The sequence below is a fragment of the Lysinibacillus sphaericus genome (assembly GCF_000600105.1).
In the GTDB taxonomy this organism is placed as follows: domain Bacteria; phylum Bacillota; class Bacilli; order Bacillales_A; family Planococcaceae; genus Lysinibacillus; species Lysinibacillus sphaericus.
This window is the reverse complement of sequence record NZ_CP006837.1, coordinates 1,849,674-1,867,930: the sequence shown is the minus strand read 5'-3', so window position 1 is coordinate 1,867,930 and position 18,257 is coordinate 1,849,674. Positions and strand designations below refer to the sequence as shown.

General features: G+C 39.1%; 19 protein-coding genes. 3 read left to right on the top strand and 16 right to left on the bottom strand.

Annotation, left to right across the window (positions count from 1 at the left end; translation table 11 throughout):
• Nucleotides 1-21: 21 nt before the first annotated feature.
• Nucleotides 22-900, top strand: coding sequence for a DMT family transporter (locus T479_RS08585; protein ID WP_024363496.1), 879 nt, complete (start codon nt 22-24; stop codon nt 898-900).
• 27 nt (nt 901-927) lie between these two features.
• Nucleotides 928-1,890, top strand: coding sequence for a carbohydrate kinase family protein (locus tag T479_RS08580; protein WP_025219249.1), 963 nt, complete (start codon nt 928-930; stop codon nt 1,888-1,890).
• Nucleotides 1,891-2,076: 186 nt separating this feature from the next.
• Here T479_RS08580 and T479_RS08575 read toward each other — a convergent pair whose 3' ends face one another.
• The 15 genes from T479_RS08575 to T479_RS08505 form a co-directional block, all read right to left on the bottom strand.
• Entirely contained in the window at nt 2,077-2,517 is a 441-nt protein-coding gene (locus T479_RS08575) for a GNAT family N-acetyltransferase (protein WP_025219248.1), read from the bottom strand.
• A gap of 79 nt (nt 2,518-2,596) precedes the next feature.
• Complete coding sequence (locus T479_RS08570) at nt 2,597-3,421, bottom strand: ABC transporter permease (RefSeq protein WP_025219247.1); 825 nt, start codon at nt 3,419-3,421, stop codon at nt 2,597-2,599.
• Nucleotides 3,422-3,433: 12 nt separating this feature from the next.
• A complete protein-coding gene (locus T479_RS08565; RefSeq protein WP_025219246.1) occupies nt 3,434-4,375 on the bottom strand; it encodes an ABC transporter permease in 942 nt (313 codons plus the stop codon).
• Between the two features lie 16 nt (nt 4,376-4,391).
• Complete coding sequence (locus T479_RS08560; protein ID WP_038510272.1) at nt 4,392-5,921, bottom strand: ABC transporter substrate-binding protein; 1,530 nt, start codon at nt 5,919-5,921, stop codon at nt 4,392-4,394.
• Nucleotides 5,922-5,947: 26 nt separating this feature from the next.
• Nucleotides 5,948-6,934: a P1 family peptidase gene (locus T479_RS08555; RefSeq protein WP_025219244.1), complete on the bottom strand. Its 987-nt coding sequence runs from the start codon at nt 6,932-6,934 to the stop codon at nt 5,948-5,950.
• A gap of 36 nt (nt 6,935-6,970) precedes the next feature.
• Entirely contained in the window at nt 6,971-7,948 is a 978-nt protein-coding gene (locus T479_RS08550) for an ABC transporter ATP-binding protein (RefSeq protein ID WP_025219243.1), read from the bottom strand.
• Nucleotides 7,923-8,951, bottom strand: a complete 1,029-nt coding sequence (locus tag T479_RS08545) for an ABC transporter ATP-binding protein (RefSeq protein WP_025219242.1) — start codon at nt 8,949-8,951, stop codon at nt 7,923-7,925. Before T479_RS08545 ends, T479_RS08550 begins: the two co-directional genes overlap by 26 nt.
• A 14-nt stretch (nt 8,952-8,965) precedes the next feature.
• Nucleotides 8,966-10,420: an aldehyde dehydrogenase family protein gene (locus tag T479_RS08540; RefSeq protein WP_025219241.1), complete on the bottom strand. Its 1,455-nt coding sequence runs from the start codon at nt 10,418-10,420 to the stop codon at nt 8,966-8,968.
• Nucleotides 10,421-10,430: 10 nt separating this feature from the next.
• Nucleotides 10,431-11,177, bottom strand: a complete 747-nt coding sequence (locus tag T479_RS08535) for an SDR family NAD(P)-dependent oxidoreductase (protein WP_025219240.1) — start codon at nt 11,175-11,177, stop codon at nt 10,431-10,433.
• 1 nt (nt 11,178) lies between these two features.
• Entirely contained in the window at nt 11,179-12,261 is a 1,083-nt protein-coding gene (locus tag T479_RS08530; protein ID WP_025219239.1) for a tartrate dehydrogenase, read from the bottom strand.
• Nucleotides 12,261-13,490, bottom strand: coding sequence for a M20 family metallopeptidase (locus T479_RS08525; RefSeq protein ID WP_025219238.1), 1,230 nt, complete (start codon nt 13,488-13,490; stop codon nt 12,261-12,263). The genes T479_RS08530 and T479_RS08525 overlap by 1 nt, the downstream gene beginning before the upstream one ends.
• 349 nt (nt 13,491-13,839) lie before the next feature.
• Nucleotides 13,840-14,478, bottom strand: a complete 639-nt coding sequence (locus tag T479_RS08520; RefSeq protein ID WP_038510269.1) for a DUF3885 domain-containing protein — start codon at nt 14,476-14,478, stop codon at nt 13,840-13,842.
• A 221-nt stretch (nt 14,479-14,699) separates the two neighbouring features.
• On the bottom strand, nt 14,700-15,470 hold the full coding sequence (locus T479_RS08515) for a DUF7683 domain-containing protein (protein ID WP_025219236.1): 771 nt from the start codon (nt 15,468-15,470) through the stop codon (nt 14,700-14,702).
• Nucleotides 15,471-15,519: 49 nt separating this feature from the next.
• Nucleotides 15,520-16,284 carry an SAR2788 family putative toxin gene (locus T479_RS08510; protein ID WP_025219235.1) on the bottom strand — a complete coding sequence of 255 codons (765 nt, stop codon included), beginning with the start codon at nt 16,282-16,284 and terminating at the stop codon, nt 15,520-15,522.
• 16 nt (nt 16,285-16,300) lie between these two features.
• Entirely contained in the window at nt 16,301-17,137 is an 837-nt protein-coding gene (locus tag T479_RS08505) for a S8 family serine peptidase (RefSeq protein ID WP_052599564.1), read from the bottom strand.
• 170 nt (nt 17,138-17,307) lie between these two features.
• Between T479_RS08505 and T479_RS22775 the strand changes: the two genes are divergently transcribed.
• Nucleotides 17,308-17,772: a type II toxin-antitoxin system RelB family anti-toxin gene (locus T479_RS22775; RefSeq protein ID WP_025219233.1), complete on the top strand. Its 465-nt coding sequence runs from the start codon at nt 17,308-17,310 to the stop codon at nt 17,770-17,772.
• Nucleotide 17,773: 1 nt separating this feature from the next.
• On the opposite strand, the gene T479_RS08495 is transcribed toward T479_RS22775, so the two are convergent.
• Nucleotides 17,774-18,223 carry a DUF5626 family protein gene (locus T479_RS08495; protein WP_025219232.1) on the bottom strand — a complete coding sequence of 150 codons (450 nt, stop codon included), beginning with the start codon at nt 18,221-18,223 and terminating at the stop codon, nt 17,774-17,776.
• Between the last annotated feature and the right edge of the window lie 34 nt (nt 18,224-18,257).

Below are 18,257 nucleotides of genomic sequence, written 5' to 3'. Positions count from 1 at the left end.
CTACTAGAAAGCAGGTTTGTTATGAATGTCTCAGCAATCATAAAACTTACAGTGTCTATGGCCATTTTTGGCTCCATCGGCTTTTTCACAATCCATACTGGCTTACCCGCTACAGAGCTAGTCTTTATCCGCTGTGTTTGTGCAACGCTCTTTCTTGGCGCTTTATGGCTAATAACGGGCGGGCATAAAACGGAGGTGTGGAACAAAAAGGAACTATTGCGCACCCTTCTTTGTGGTGTCTTTATCGTCTTAAACTGGGTATTTTTATTTAAAGCTTTTGAGGAGATGTCGATTTCGATTGCCATTTCAATTTATAATTTAGCACCTATTTTTGTGCTTATTTTAGGGGCGTTATTGCTTAAAGAAAAAATGACTGTACAAGCCCTTGTCGCAACGATAACTTGTTTTATCGGCAGTATTTTTATTATTGGTTTACAAAACTTTATTTCATTATCTGAATTTATGCAGTCAGGCTTTGTGTGGGCATTGCTCTCAGCTTTATTTTATGCATTTACGATGTTAACAAGCCGAACGATAAAAAATTTAAGCGCCTATGCCTTAACATTTATACAAACGGCGGTAGGTATTGTGATGCTAGTACCGTTTGTAGATTTTTCATTATTTGAAGGATTGACAACAACGAATTGGCTTTATATTTTAGGGACAGGCTTTATTCATACCGGATTCGTTTATTATTTATTTTTTGATAGTATTCGTAGCCTATCTACTATACTAGTGTCTGTTTTAGTATTTGTAGATCCCGTTGTCGCTATCTTATTAGATATGCTACTGCTTGATTTCATGCCTAGCCCTATTCAAACGCTTGGTATCTTACTCATTTTTGGTGGGATTTTTTATACTATTTATATTCCAAAGCAAAAAGCTCATTTGCAGGAATGAAGCATTGATTGGACAAGGAGGTATTGTATGCGAAAACTGTATGCAATTGGTGAGCTCTTAATTGATTTTACGCCCGCTGGACAAAGTGGTTCGCTTTTATCGGTCGAACAGTTTACGAAAAATGCGGGTGGTGCACCGGCGAATGTAGCAGCAGTCTGTGCAAAATTAGGCCAACCCGCTGCCCTACTAACACAGGTTGGACAAGATGCATTTGGGGACTTTTTGATTGCTACCGTGAAACAAGCTGGTGTAGATACACAATATATTGCACAAACAACTGAAGGTGAAACAAGCCTTGCCTTTGTGTCCTTGACTGCGGATGGTGAACGTGACTTTTTATTTTATCGAAAAAATGCGGCTGATTTATTGTACAGCCCAGCACAATTGCCGACAAATTTACTAACAGCCCATGCTATCCTCCACTTTTGCTCGGTGAACTTGGTGGATAGTCCAATGAAGCAAACACATCAGGCGATTATTGAGCAAGCGCATGCTACGGGGAGTCTTGTCTCTTTTGACCCGAACGTACGACTCCCCCTTTGGCATGACGCTAAAGCATGCCGGCAAACGATTTTAAACTTTATTCCGCGTGCGCATATCGTGAAGCTCTCTGATGAGGAATTATCGTTTTTAACGCATATAGACGATGAGCAGCAAGCCGTGCAGTCATTATTTCAAGACAAGGTACAAGTCATTTTCGTCACGCATGGTGCACAAGGAGCTAGTCTTTACACGAAGCAACAGCATGTAAAAGTTGCTGCTGAAGTTGTACAAGCGCTTGATACAACAGGTGCAGGTGATGCCTTTATCGGTGCCATTTTAAGTACGTTGTTGCAGAAAAACATTACAGTAGAGTCGCTCGAAGCCTTTTGCGAAACATTTGCTACGCCCCTTCTTACCTTTGCCAATCGTTATGCCGCTACATCCACAACAAAACATGGTGCTATCACATCTTACCCAACATTACAGGAAGTCCCTATTCCTTTTTAAATTAAAGACTCCATTTTGACATACGCAAAATGGAGTTTGTTTTATATAGTTAAAGGTCTTCCATATTTAATCTCGATGCGCGGGTATTTCTATATTTTTCGCGGATAAAGCCACTCGATTCGCGGGTAAATGCTCCACTTCCGCGGGTAAAAGCACTCATTCCGCGGGTATTTAACCTACTACACGTTAAGCCTTGTTAAATTGCTTTTTCATTAAAACATGTGGAATGCCTGCGTCCAAATATTCCTCTCCTGTGCGACGATAGCCAAACTTTTCATAAAAGCCCTCTGCATATACTTGTGCACTAAGTTTTGATTGCGTTAAACCTTTCTCCTGTGCCAACCCTTCAAGCTTGTCAATGATCACTTTTCCGAGCCCGCATTTACGAAATGGCTGTAAAATACAAATTCGTTCCAGTTTGCCATAGCCGTCTACTACACGTAATCGAGCTGTACCAACGGGTTGTTCATTGATATACACAAGAATATGTTCACAAGACGTAGCAAGTGTATCAAATTCATCGTATTCTTCGGATGCTGGAATTTGTTGCTCTTCTATAAATACAGCTTTGCGAATAGCTAAAGCCGTTTGCAAATCGCTGTCTGTTGTAATAATGGTTGCGTTCATTAATAATAGTCCTCCTCAGTTATGAGCATATAATTACTATAGTATAGAACGTTTTATATTACATTGCCAATCACTAAAACTATTTGGAGCGGGGGTCCATATAATCCCTCACAGCATTACTCAACATATACAACCCTAGCACTAATAGAGTAATAGCTCCACCTGGTGCAAATGTATACCACGAAGCTTTTACTAAATACGCTTGCGAATCTTTTAACATACGACCCCAACTAGGATTTGGTGGTTGAACGCCAAGCCCTAGATAACTTAGTGCTGCTTCAGCAAGCATGGCCGTCGCAAAAGTAACCGTTGCTGCCACAATAATTTGGGATGATATATTAGGTAAAATATGACGAAACATAATGTTATAAGGTTTGACACCAATTAATTTAGCGGCTAGTACGTATTCGGCATCCCGATGTTGGACAAAGCCACTGCGTGCAATTCGAGCAATGGCAGGTATGGCAATCACACCAAGGGCAATTGCGGTATTGACTACGCCAGGCCCGAAAACAGCTACTAGCATTAACGCTAAAATTATGCCTGGAAACGCCATTAGCGCATCCATTAAGCGCATAAATAGTTCATCGACCCAGCCACCTAGAAAACCTGCTAGTCCACCGATTAAAATACCAAATGATGTACCGATAATGACCGTTAATAAACCTACCGCAAAGGCTGTTTGTGTCCCCTTCATCATCCGACTAAAAATATCACGTCCAAATTCATCTGTACCAAATAGATACTTACTACTTGGGCTGTGTAATTTTTCGGGAATATTCATCATATTCACATCATATGGCGTATAAAAGAAGCTAGTAATCATAACAAGTAAAAACCCGACGATGACGAGTAGACCAATGAGTAATTTTATATTTTTCATATATCGTTTCACAATGTCCATTGCATCCACCTCTCATCGTAATCGGATTCTTGGATCTAACACAGAATATAAAATATCGACGATAAAATTAATAACAACAACGGCTACCGTAATATACATCACGATGCCTTGCACTAGTGGGAAATCGCGATTACTAATCGCTGTAATCAATAGCTGTCCAACACCTGGCAAGGAAAATACCTGCTCTACAATAATCGTTCCTGCCACAACTTCTGCCATTATCAAACCAAAAACGGTCAAAATCGGAATCATAGCATTTTTTAACACATGCTTATACATCACATTTTGTTCCGACATCCCCTTACTGCGAATTGTCCGTACATAATCAAGTTGCATTTGTTCTAAAATGGCCGTACGCACGTAACGGAAGTTGACAGCAATTTGAGGTATAGCGATAGTTAATGCCGGCAGAATAAGCGTACTTAACGCCCCAGCAACACTTTGTGACCACGGAATATAGCCACTAATTTTAAAAAAACTAAACTGCATACCCACATATAAAATCAGCATCATCCCAAGCCAAAATGAAGGCACCGCCATCCCAATTTGTGTCAATGTCGATAAGGATACATCACTCAGCTTATTTTGGCGTCTCGCAGCAAACATGCCAAGTGGCAAGGAAACCATTAATACAATGGTTAATGTCAGGACAGCTAGTGACATCGTGACAGGCAATCTATCCAACAATAAATCTTTTACAGGCATGGAGAAACGAATTGAATGACCTAATTCTCCAGTCAATAGTCCCTTTATCCAATCAGTGTATTGTTCATAAAGGGGACGGTTCAAACCAAGCTCAGACCGCAAGTTTTCAATTTGTGTTGCATCCGCTTCTGTTCCTAACATTGTTCGAACAGGATCTCCAGGTAAAATTTGAAAAACGCCAAACGTAATCATCGACACTAGAAGAATCGTTGTCATTAACAGGATGAATCGACGTATCATATACATCATTTGCAATCATCTCTTTCTAGTTTGAGAATTTTACCTCGGACATATCATGGAACCAGAATGGATAGCTCTTTAGCCCTGTTACTTGCTTGTCAGAACCCCAGACGATTTGGTAATCCGCTACATAAACCGACACTGCCTGCTCCGCTAAAATTTCTTGTGCACGTTGGTAATAAGCAATTTGCTTTGCCGTGTCTGTTTCCTTTAAAACGTCAGCCATGATGTTGTCGTATTCCTCATTCTTAAATAAGAAGAAGTTTTCACTGTCATTGGTAGAAATATAGTCATTTAGAATTTCATAGGCAGAGGCACGACCTGTTAAATCAATCGTCGTCATAGTATAGTCGCGACCAAAGTACACACGATCAAGCCAAATCCCCCATTCCACCACTTCAATCTCTACATCTACACCAATTTCTTTGAGGTTAGCGGCAACAATTTGCGCTATATTGGAATAAATATCGTTATGAGAAGATACAGTAATTTTGGTTTTAAAGCCGTCTGGGTACCCTGCTTCAGCTAATAATGCCTTGGCCTTTGCCACATCAAGCTTGTACTTATCTTCTAACCCTTTCTTTTGATAGTCTCCCATTGCTGGACTCATGTTCGAGCCAAGTGGTACAGCATAACCAGCAAAGACAGAATCAATAATATCCGCTTTACTGATGGCATAGTTCATGGCCTGACGCACTTTGATATTATCAAACGGTGCTTTTGTTTCATTAAACGTGACAATTAAAGAAGAGTTATTGTTTTGATGCGATAAATGATGACTATTTTCCACCTCATTTACCCGTTGCCAAGGGACACTTGTTAAATCAACTTCATTTGCCATTAAGCTCATAATGGCTGCTTGATCATCGGATTGGAACGTAAAAGTTACTTTATTTAAGTAAGGCAAGCCTTCTTTCCAATAGCTTTCATTCTTTTTCAACACTAAATTTGAGCCTGGAGCATATTTCACATAAGCAAAAGGACCAGTCCCGATTGGGTTTTCATTATGCTTGCCGTCATTACTTTTCGGTATAATGGCGGCTTGGCGAGCAGTCAAGGAATAGAGGAAATTGGAATTCGGTTCTTTTAACTTAATGACAAAAGTCGTTGTATCTGGGGCTTCGGTAGATGCTACATTATCAAAGTTATTCGACATTTTTTCGCCACCATTTTTGCCCATTAAGCGATCAAACGAATATTGAATATCTTCTATTGTTAAATCCTCGCCATTATGAAATTTCACACCTGAACGAATTTTAAACGTATAAGTTAAACCATCCTGTGAAATTTCATAGCTTTCCGCAAGCCCTTCTTTTAAGGAGCCATCTGTTTCGGGTGCCATCAATCCTTCAAAAATATTAAGAATCATCTGATAGGAAATCGAGGCTGTTGCTTTATGAGGATCTAAAAAATCCGGGTCGTCATTAATGCGGACTACAATTTCTTGCGGTGTATCTGTTGTTACTGGCGCATTTGTCGGTACTTTATTTGTATCTTTTTTGTCATTATCATTTGAACATGCGCTAAACATCACCCCTAAAAGCAATAACAACATTAGGAAAACCCAATTTCTACTCTGCTTCAAAGTATTTCTCCCCCTTTATGCTGTTGTTGAATACTTATATAACTTTCTACGTCCTCTAATTGAGTAGCACCTTTAACACCAGCAATAATCGCTTCCTCCACGACCTTTGTTGCTAAGTGTCCAATATAGTCGACTGGATACGATTGCTGTCCTGTGCCTAAAACAAAAATCGTATCGCCGTCTAGCATAGTATGGACAGGATAAATTGTACGTGCTAAGGCATTTTGTGCTAGTTGTGCGATTTTTTTCGCCTCTGCCTTTGTTAACTTTGCATTCATCGCAACAACGCCAATGGTCGTATTGGTACCAGCGAGTGCCTGAGATTGACCATGCTCTTCTAAATAGGAACAACTATCCAGCCATTGCCCTGTTGCTCGGTTACGCGCCCCAGCAATCGTTGTTCGAGTAGTAGGGTCCTTTACATCGCCTACTGCATTGACCGCTACCATAGCGCCTACGATAAGCCCATCCTTCCCTATAAGTGAACTACTGCCTAAACCACCTTTCATACAAAATTGTGGACCTGCTAATTTCCCAACTGTTGCACCATAGCCTGCGCCAATATTGCCATTTACAAAAGCACCAATCTTGGCATTTTTCGCTGCTTCATAACCCATCTGAGCTGATGGTCTTATATGTGCGTCACCAATAAATAAATCAAATAATACTGCACTAGGTACAATTGGTATTTTGGTAACACCCGCATCTACCCCTACACCTTGTTCCTCTAAGTAATGCATAACACCTGTTGCGGCATCCAAACCAAATGCACTGCCACCTGCTAGACAAATGCCATGCACTTGTTGAATTTCATTAATAGGATCCAATGCATCTGTTTCACGTGTGCCTGGTGCAGAGCCTCGCACGTCGACACCACAAACAGCACCATCTTCCACTAAAATAACGGAGCATCCCGTTATGCCTTCTCTATCTTCCGCATGCCCTACTTTTACGCCTGGTACATCGGTAATATTGCCAAACATTAACCCACCCCCCTTTGTAAAAATTGAATATTCTGATTATTTTTCGTATAAAAAGCACGCTACTTGCTGATGCTCATTTTTTTGTTGCAATGGAGGCCGCGCTAGCCGACATTGCTCCATGACAAACGGACAGCGTGTATGGAACACGCAACCAATCGGTGGATTCATCGGGCTTGGTAGCTCCCCCTGTAATGGGACTAATTGCTTCGGTTCATCAAAATTCACAACAGGAATCGCAGAAAGTAACGCTTGTGTATATGGATGAAGTGGATGTGCATACAATTCTTTTTTTGTGCCTACTTCCACAATCCTTCCTAAATACAGCACTGCAACACGATCGCTAATATGTTTGACAACACTTAGATCATGGGAAATAAATAAATATGTTAATTGAAATTCATCCTGTAAATCCATCATCAAGTTTAATACTTGTGATTGTATGGAAACATCTAAAGCAGAAACTGGCTCATCTGCTATGATAAACTCCGGATTGATGGCAAGTGCTCTGGCAATGCCTATTCGTTGTCTTTGCCCACCTGAAAATTCATGGGGAAATTTGTGCATAGCATCTTCCGGTAAACCAACCTTTTGTAATAGTTCTCTGACCCGTTTTTTACGCTGCTCTTTCGTTAATGGCAATTGTAAAGCCATGGGTTCCTCAATAATGGCGCCTATACGCATGCGTGGATTTAATGATGCAAAGGGATCTTGAAAAATCATTTGCATTTGGTTGCGATATTTTTGCAATTCGCGCCCCTTCAAATGATGAATGGCGTGGCCTTTATACAAAATTTCTCCAGCTGTCGGTTCAACAAGCTTTAAAATCGCGCGCCCAAATGTTGACTTTCCAGACCCTGATTCCCCAACAATACCAAGTGTCTCCCCACGGAAGATGTCAATTGAAATATCATCAACAGCCTTAACGACTTTTTTTGCTTCTTTCATAGACTTACGTTTCACAGGAAAATAAGCTTTTAAATGATGAATTTCAAGTAATACTTCTTTGTCCGTCATTTACCAACGCCCCTTCCTCCGTGTATAAATGACACCTTACATGATGTTGATGCTGCAACAACGTAACTTCTGGTAAAACATGACGGCAATGCTCCATCACAAATGGACAACGTGGTGCAAAACGACAGCCTTCTGGTAATGCATAGGCAGGTGGTACAGTGCCTGGGATAGATGGTAACCTTTTTATATCAGTTTCTAAGGTAGGCATCGTTTTTAATAAGGCAATTGTATAGGGATGTTTCGGTTCGAGAAATAACGCACGAACAGGCGCTTGCTCCACAATTTGCCCAGCATACATCACCATGACGCGATCTGCGGTTTCAGCAACAACACTCATATCATGTGTTATAAACAAAATGGCTGATTGCTGTTCTTTTTTCAGCTTCATCATTAACGTTACAATTTGTGCTTGCACCGTAACATCCAATGCCGTTGTCGGCTCATCTGCAATCAATAGTTGGGGGTTATTGGACATGGCAATAGCAATCATTACACGTTGTCGCATGCCACCGGATAACTGATGCGGGTATTCAGTGAGAACCTTTTCTGCATTGGCGATACCCACTTCTTTTAATAGTTGTAGTGACTTTTCTTTCGCTTGTTTTGTAGATATTTTTTGATGCCTACGAATCGCTTCCATCATTTGATTGCCAATGGTAAAAACGGGGTCAAGTGATGTCATCGGTTCTTGAAAAATCATGCTCACTTCATTGCCTCGAATCTTACTCATTTCTTTATTATTCATATCGAGTAGATTTTTATCGTTTAATGTAATGGTACCAGCGGATATTTCTCCAGGAGGCATCGGAAGCAAGCGCATGATTGACAGCGATGTTATACTCTTGCCACTGCCTGATTCCCCTACAAGTGCTACCGTCTCACCTTTATAAATAACAAAGCTAACATCCTCGACTACTTTTGCCTTTTTCCCATTTTTCAAATGAAATTGGACGTGTAATTGCTTTACTTCCAACAACACTTGCTTGTCTTGTGCTTGTTCCACATGCTCCCCCCTGTTCACGTACGCTCAGGTGTTGCATAGCGTATCGCAATATTTTTCATTTGGGTATAATTTCTTAGTGCCACAAAGCCTTTTTCACGACCGATTCCGCTCTTTTTATAACCACCAAACGGCATTTGAATCCCACCTGCTGCGCCGTAATTATTGACAAATACTTGTCCTGCCTTCACTCGACTAGCCACATAATGAGCCGTGTCTAAATCTTTAGACCAAACACCAGCTACTAATCCATAATCCGTACCATTGGCTAAGGTAATTGCTTCCTCCACTGTTGAAAATGTCAATATAGTTAACACCGGTCCGAAAATTTCCTCCTGCGCCAGTTCAGCGTCGGCATCTACGCCATCGAGAATCGTTGGTTGGATATAGTAACCTTTTTCATAGCCTTTTATTGTTAGCGTGTCGCCACCCGTGATCACATAACCATCCTCTTTTGCTTGTTGCAACAGTGCGGAAATCTTTACATATTGCCGTTCATTTAATAAAGGGCCCATATCAACATCAGCTTCCCCCGGGCCAATCTTCAAAGTTTGAAACCTGTCAACTAACCGCTTGATAAACAACGCTTTTGCATCTTCTTCAATTAGTAAGCGCGCACCAGCAGAGCATGTTTGCCCCGCATTTTGAATAATGGCACGGACTACGCCTTCTAATGCCTGTTCCATTGGCGCATCCGCAAACACAATATTCGGGGACTTTCCACCGAGTTCTAATGTGACAGGTACGATGTTTTGGGCTGCTGCTTTCATCACTTCTATACCCGTAGCAACAGAACCAGTAAATGTAATATGATTAATGTCAGGATGCCTCGTTAACAACGGGCCTACCTCACGACCTAATCCCGTAATATGTTGAAAAATCCCTTTTGGGAATTTTCGGGCAAACCATTGTGTCATCGCATGGGTTGTCAACGGGGTATCTTCTGCACTTTTGACTATGACTGCATTTCCTGTTGCAATTGCTGCGGCAACGCTTCTTGCCGTAATTTGTAAAGGATAATTCCACGGTACAATATGGACGGTAATCCCTACAGGTTCTAGCACGACAGCATTTAATATACCGTCTTCGATAGGAATCGTGTCTCCCATAAGCTTATCGGCAGCCCCACCATAAAACTCAAAGTAACGTGCTGCTGCTTCAACATCGGCACGTGCTTGTGTTAAGGGCTTTCCAACATCCCGACATTCTAGCAAACTCCATTCTTCAGCATGCATGCGAATATACTGTGCCAGTTCGAGTAATAGCTGACCACGCTCAAAAGCTTTCACTTGGCGCCACTCTTCACTTTCAACCGCAATACGTGCAGCTTGTACCGCCTCATCTACCTGTGCCTTACTAGCATTTTTTAGTTGCGCGAGTACTTCACCAGTAGAAGGATTGACAACATCTATAAACGCCTGACCATCTCCTTGTACCCACTTTCCATTTATTAGCATCGGTATAATTTGCATCGTACTCCTCCTATAAGCCACGGCCTCCGTCTACATGTAACGTTGTCCCTGTTACCATGCCTGCTGCATCTGATAGTAGGTAACTTACAGCCCCTGCAATATCAGATGGGTCGACTAAACGGCCAAGTGGCACTGATTGTATAAAAACATTGTGCTTTGCATGTTCAGCATCTGCATTATGTGCAGTAAACTGCGCTAGCATTTGCGTGTCTGCTGGTCCTGGATGAATGGTATTGACCCGAATTTGATGGGAGGCAAGCTCAATTGCCAGCCCACGTGTAAAGCTTTCCGCCGCTCCTTTAGAAGCAATATACACCTGCAAACCGGGACGAGGACGCACCGCAGAAATCGATGCAATGGTCACAATCGAACCTTTTTTCCGCTTCTTCATATACGGCACAATGGCCTTTGTTGTAATAAACAGACTTTTCACATTTACGTCCATTAGTCGATTCCAATCATCCATTGTTACTTGCTCAATCGGCGTCGCAGCCTGTGCAATGCCTAATGCATTGACCAACCCATCAATTCGTCCATACTTGGCGTAAACTTCATGGACAATGGCTTGTATGCTATCTTCTTGCAAAACATTGACTTCATATGTTTGCAAAGATTGTTGCGCTAGATGTGCGAGTGAAGTAACCGATAAATCAAGACCTATCACAATATGCCCTTTGCGCAGTTGGTCTTCTATGATTGCCTTCCCCATTCCTCCCCCAGCACCTGTCACAATGATTACTTGCTGTGTAACTGCCATCTTACACACCCCTTGCTGTTTGTTTAATATTTTCAAGCGCCAGACAAATGGCATCCCCCATTTGTGTAGTTGTTGCCTGTCCGCCAATATCCGCTGTTTGCACGGCTCCCTCGATTAACACTGCTTCAATTGCCGCAACGATTCGCTTTTCTAAATCAGGTCTTCCAATATGCCCAAGCAATAACGCAAGTGACCAAATTTGCGCAATCGGATTAGCAATCCCTTTCCCTGCAATATTGGGTGCAGAACCGTGCACTGGTTCAAACATTGATGGAAATGCTTTTTCAGGATTTAAATTTGCCGAAGGAGATAACCCTAGCCCTCCAACAAGTGCCGACCCTAAATCCGATAAAATATCGCCGAATAAATTCGATGCCACCACTACTTCAAAATCTTGCGGCCGCTCTACAAAATAAGCGACTAATGCATCGATATAGAGAGATTCCAACGTTAAAGTTGGCGAAGCTTGTGCCACAACATCTTTCGTCATCTCATCCCAAAATTTCATAGCATAGATAATGGCGTTTGATTTCGTTGCACTGGTAATTTTCGACTTGCCATTTTGATGAGCATAATCACACGCAGCTTGTACAATTTTTTCAACACCGAGCCGTGTCATTATCGTATTTTGAATCGCCATTTCCTGTGGCTGGTTATGATAAATATGTCCACCACTATTCGAATATTCCCCTTCTGTATTTTCACGGAAAATAACCATATCGATATCTTTGCTATTCGCCAATGGTGAAGCAATGCCCTGTAGTGATTTGACTGGTCTAAAATTGACATATTGCTGGAATTGCTTACGAATCGGCATAATAAATTCCCATATCGTAACATCATCTGGTACACGCGCATCACCAATCGCACCGAATAATATCGCATCATAGTTTCTTAATGTAGTGAGCGCATCTTTTGGCATCATACAACCATGCTGTACATAATAATCCGAGCTCCACGGAAAAATGGTCGTTTCAATGTCTAAAGATGGTTCATCTTGGCGCAGTTGTGCAAGCACTTTTAATGCTTCTGCCATCACTTCCTTACCAATACCGTCTCCAGGAATAACTGCGATTTTGACCATTATGCATCACCTGCTAAAAACTTTAATGCTGCTAAACGATAAATAGCCGTCGTTTCTGCAAGCTCTTCAATATCGACATATTCATCAATTTGATGCGGTAGTTCACGGTCACCCGCCCCAACAGTGACGATTGGTATACCATGTACATGGAGGAAGGTTCCATCCGTAGCACCTGGCACTCCGTTATAAATTGGCTCTTTTTGCGTCACCTCTGCGACCGCTTCGTAAATAGCTTGGACAACTGGCTGTTCTTTTGCAGTAGCGGTTGCTGGGCGATTATCCAGCACCGTAAGCTCCACTTGAAAGTCTGGATCATCTGCTTGGAGTCGTTGAATAATGGCATCGATTTTGCCTAATAATTCATCATGATCCTGGGCTGGAACGGTGCGAATATCTAGCGTCGTCATACAATGATCAGGGATTACATTAATTTGCGCATCCCCTTTTACTGGTGCACGTAAAATCGTTGGTGTAATGGATGGCCAGTTAAGCATTGGATCACGACCTAAACGCGCTTGCTCTTCTTTTTCTAACTTTTCAAGCTCCACAATCAAACGTGCCATCCGCCAATTCGGATTAATGCCACTCCAAGAAATCGCGCCATGTGCCATTTTGCCGAAAATATCGACCTGTAAGCGAATAGCACCGCGTTGTGCAATGCAAACATTATTTTCTTGTGGCTCACAAATAATGGCACCATCTACGCCATCCGCCCAGCCATTGCGAATAAAATGTTTTATGCCTAACATGAGCCCTTCTTCATCACATGGGATACATAAAATAATTTTGCCCGTAAATTCCTCGCCATCTAGTAGCAATGACTGACAAGCTGTTATCATACAAGCAAGATTACCTTTTGTATCATTCGTCCCGCGTCCATACATACGTCCATCAATAATTTCCGCACCGAAAGGATCATATGTCCATGCTTCACGATTGCCTTCGGTTACAACATCTGTATGTCCTTCAAAAAGTAGCGTTTTCCCTGGCTTTCCCGAATCAATAATGCCAATAACATTCGGTCTACCAGGTACAACTTCTTCGACAAACGTTTCAATACCGCTAGCCCGCAAATATTGCGCCACGTAATTGGCTACTTCCTGTTCATTGCCATGCGGGTCATTTTCGCGATAGACACTTTCAATCCGCACGAGCTTTTGTGTTAAGGCAATAACAGTTTCCCGATCTCGTTGATACGTTGCCGTTGTCTTGATAGTTGGTTCAAGCATGTATAAAGCCCCCTTTATATTAGAAAATATTTACAATTTATATTTTCATATTGTATATTTACTAATATATTGGACAAAATGATAATCATTCATAGAATCACACGAACTTTTTTTACCGCTTTTTCCCAATAGAAAACACTCGCCCAAAACGCAATAAAAGTTACGTTTTGAGCGAGTGCTTTTGTATTTTAATTTCTAGCTTTTACGCATACTTAATAAAATCCATCGTGTGCTTTTGATACTAGTGCGCAATATCTTCGGTAATTAAGGTGGATGCTATTAGCTCCAATAGTCGATTTCTTTCCTTTCAGATAGGTTTTTAATAAAGGTAGACATTCACTATCATGTTCTATAAAAACATCTTATCAATTTCCGCTCTGTCATAGTCTAAAATCCAGTCATTCTGCTTCTTGTAAATATCTTTTATTGCAGCGGGAGAAGTTGCCAACAAATCACAACCTCTGTCATCGTAGACGTGAAAAATGGTTTTCCTATTAATATTTATGAAGTAAACATCATAGTAAATCTGCGGTTTCAATCCCAAGTCTTGATTGCAAATGGCTTTTAACAGTGGAATATAGTTAAAATCGAACGTTTTACATTGTAAAGTAAAACGATGCGTTATTAATTTCCCATCTTCATTATCTTCAGGGAATATATACGGTAACGCTTCATGCTTTAATTTCAACAATAAAGATTTGTTCACATAACTTGGAAAATTTTTTAATTTACGTTTTAAGTTTCTATTATTTTTAACATCATGAATATCCATCACTACAAAAATCTCTTCATTTGGACTATGCAGTGCTTCAAATAAAGTAATCGCTCTTTTATAACATCCTAACACATAAGGGTTATTTGGATAATCATATTCTCTTTTCCAATTAACCCCAAGTTCAAAACGGATCCCTATATGCCAATTATAAAATAAAGGTGGTCCAAGTAGTAAATTGGGGTAATTTTCGTGCATAAAGTCATGTAACTGCATTTTATCACCTCTCATGATTATCTCTTCAATATTTCGAATATCTGGGAAACACAAACTACTATGTTTCAAATAACTATAAATGTTAGTATATTAGCTCCTTCCCAAATAAACAGTGGTTTGTAATAACTTACACGCGCCCAAAACGCTTTAAAAGCAACGTTTCAGGCGCGTGTTTGTGTTCATATATTATATTAATAACAACTTCGAACATCTCTATTTACTTAACTTCCAGCTAATAAATAGTATTCATACTTATTAAAGTCCATTTTATGCTTGATTTTCTTTTGGAAAAACTTCGCATTGTCCTCTGTAATTTTATAAGAGCCTGTAACCGGATGAATAGAAGAGAGTTGAAAAATAGTTTGCAACTCCTCTAAAGAAATATCTTTTAATATTTCCCTACCTTGAATAAATTTACTCTTATCTTTAAGTAAGCTCCACGTCACTTCCCGTATAACATTTTTTTCGGAAAGATAATAGGGTGACATCATTTGCTCTACAAAAAGATGCTGACGAGCAAATTGTATCGCTTCCTGTCGTATACTGTTTGCTCCAATAAATAGATAATAGTCATAACCGAACTGGACAAAGAAATCCTCCGTAATCAGTTGACAATAAATATACTCTCTCAGCGTCATTTTACAGACAATAGGAATTTGAGCAATGGTTACTAGCATATCTTCTGCCAACGAAATCGTATCAAACGCAGCATCATATAAAGGAGAACTTTTATCCACGTCAGACAGACCATATGTCTCAAGATGGATTAGTCGGACATTCTCAATTTGATAAACCTCAAGAAATTTCATTACCGTATCTACATACGCATTCTCGACCTGTAAATAGTCCTCCAACGTCAATATTTCCCCATGAAAAGATTTTCCTATTTCTGAAGCGCTTGTCCACTCATCTCGCAAGTAATGGCCTTCTGCATTTCGATAAGCAGGATTGTACTTAGTAATACGCCATTGATAGTCGATTTCTCTATGCACAAATATATACACCTCCATTTTTAAAATATTAATTAGATATTATCAAAAACTAATCACGAATTCTTTTCAGAACTGCATCATAAGTACCTGATCTTCGAGTTGGACTAGCTAAGTCTTCAATCTTATTAGCTCCTTTCCAAACGCCACCACCGTGGCTAGTTCGATCGCGTGCTATATACCTAGGTCCTTTCACCGCATCTCTTGCTGCTCTCTCAAATACTGCTACCCTATGAGATAAATAACCTGTATCCCTGTAACCTAATTCATTTGCCACTTGTCTTGCTAATCCATCTGTGGGTAATTTTGTTCTTGCTGCGTTACTTGCTAATGCTTGTGTAACTCTAGCTGCCCCATGCTTTGCAATAGCTCTAGCAATAGAATACCTAGCGATAGTAGCCAACACAACTACAAGTGGAGCGACAGAAGCTTGAACTTTTTCAGAGTTAATATAGATTTCTTCTCCTGTTTCTTTATCAATGAAAAAAGCTCTAAAGTCTTCCCCCTCAATTGTAAGAAAATAAACATCATATTGATTTTCAACTATATTATTTGTTTTATCATCTAATAAATTTTGAAGCACAATCTCGTTAGTATCTAAATCGATAATTAACTCACTTTTTGCAAATAATTCTTCATTTTCTAAAGTTGCCGTTATCACAGCTTCATTAATATATACTTTTTCATTAATCGTAATATCATCGTTAACTTTATGTGTAGACTGCTCTAAAGGTTCATTATTTGTTTGGGCATAAGAAGGCAAAGTATATGAAATAAACAACATAAACACTAAACTATAAATAAGTGATTTTTTCATAAGTTATCTCTCCTAATTATTGAATTTGTAATAAACCCTCCCCAAAAATATCCTTATTGTGCAAGTCTTTAGTTGTAATTTCAATATTTGGTTCTGCTAAGCCAAGTGACATGATGCCAGTAGCATAGGCGGTTGCAAATGAAGTTCCACTTTCTATACTCCTTTCTCCCATATGATTAATAACCGGAACATTCACTCCTGGTGTAACATAATCAATCTTTCCTTTTGCGGCTAGTTTATATTTATTAAAATCTTTATCAATTGCAGATATTGAATATACACCTTCATATTTTGCAGGGAAATCAGTAGATAAACCTAATGTATTTCCTGCTGATGCTACAATAATGATATTTTTAGATAAAGCTAAATTAATTACTTTTTTTAATCGCGGATCATCTTTTGAAAAACCAAAACTTAAGTTGATAATATCTACGTTTTTTTCAATAGACCAATTTATTCCTTTTACGATATGCTCAATTTTCCCTGTTCCTTTGTTATTCAACACTTGAACATCATATAGTTCCACATTAGGATTAACCCCTATAATTGTATGTGGATTAGGATTTGATGCAATGATGCTTGCAATCATTGTTCCATGTCCAAATTCATCTTTGGTAAAAATAGCATCATCAATAGCGTTATATGACTTTGTTACTTTTCCTTTTAATATATCAAGCTGACTATTTATACCACTATCAAGTACTGCTATTTTTACATTTGGCCTATTTGTATTTTTTACGTAAGAACCATTGTAAATTAAACAGATAGCCCAATTTTGTTTACAGTCTTCCTTAGAAAACGCATTGTGTGGACTATCATCGCCACGAATCAGATACAGCAATAAAACTATCATAACAACTGAACAAAAATACAATTTTTTATTTAAAACAACATAACCACTCCTTTCAACATTAGTAACAATATATATAGTTTTGAATTTTCAGATTTTCAAGAAACTATTGGTTGCAAAGTGGTGTAAACTATTAGTTGCATATATACTTTCCAAGGAAAAGAGGGAATTATATGAAAACAGAATTAAAAGATCGCTTAAGAGAATTAAGACGAGAAAGAGGTTATTCTCAGCAGGATATAGCTCGTGAATTAAATATTTCTAGGCAAGCTATTTCAAAATGGGAGAATGGGAAGAGCTACCCTGATTTGGATAATTTATTTTTGCTAAGTACGTTCTATAATGTGCCTCTAGATCACTTTTTTTGTAGTGATATTAGACAAAACAAAGTAAAAAGCAAAAAAAAATATATTATTTTATTTATTGGTATAATAGCAGGTTATTTTATGTCACCATTCGGTGTAATTATCTTACTCATCCTCTTTTTTTATACAAAAAAAGCAGACAATTATCGTCTGCTAATTTATATATTTTTATTTATTGCCTTACTTAGAAATTTTAATGATTTATATGATCTATGGATATTTAATTCACCACAAAATCGTATTTATGAACTTGAGGAAATCGTTGAAGAATAATTTATTCAATTATTAACTGCTTTCCATAAACTTTAACATTTACAGTCGTTTCAAGGCTTAATAAACCTATTTTTCTTTCAAATACACACGTCGCTTGGGTTTTTGTGTATGTAAGTGAATTTCTTTTAATACTTCCTTTATAAAGTTCAATTGATAATCGATTTACATTAGTAATATAGAAACCACTATCTATACTTACATAGTAAGTTACTTTCCATTGCCCTGGTAACGAGGTTATTATTTTATATGTCCCTTCCCCATTTAAATTAATTAAAGAACCCAATAGTACTTCACTATTAGAGTCAAAATCTTTTTCAACACTTATAGCAGATTCTCTATCTTGATATTCTAATTGAGCTGAAACATTATCACCACCAACAGAAATCAAATCACTTTTAAGTACTAAAGATATAACGATAAAACAAAACATTAATAAATACACTTTTTTCATAATTACAACACACCCTTTTAATTAAAAATCAATT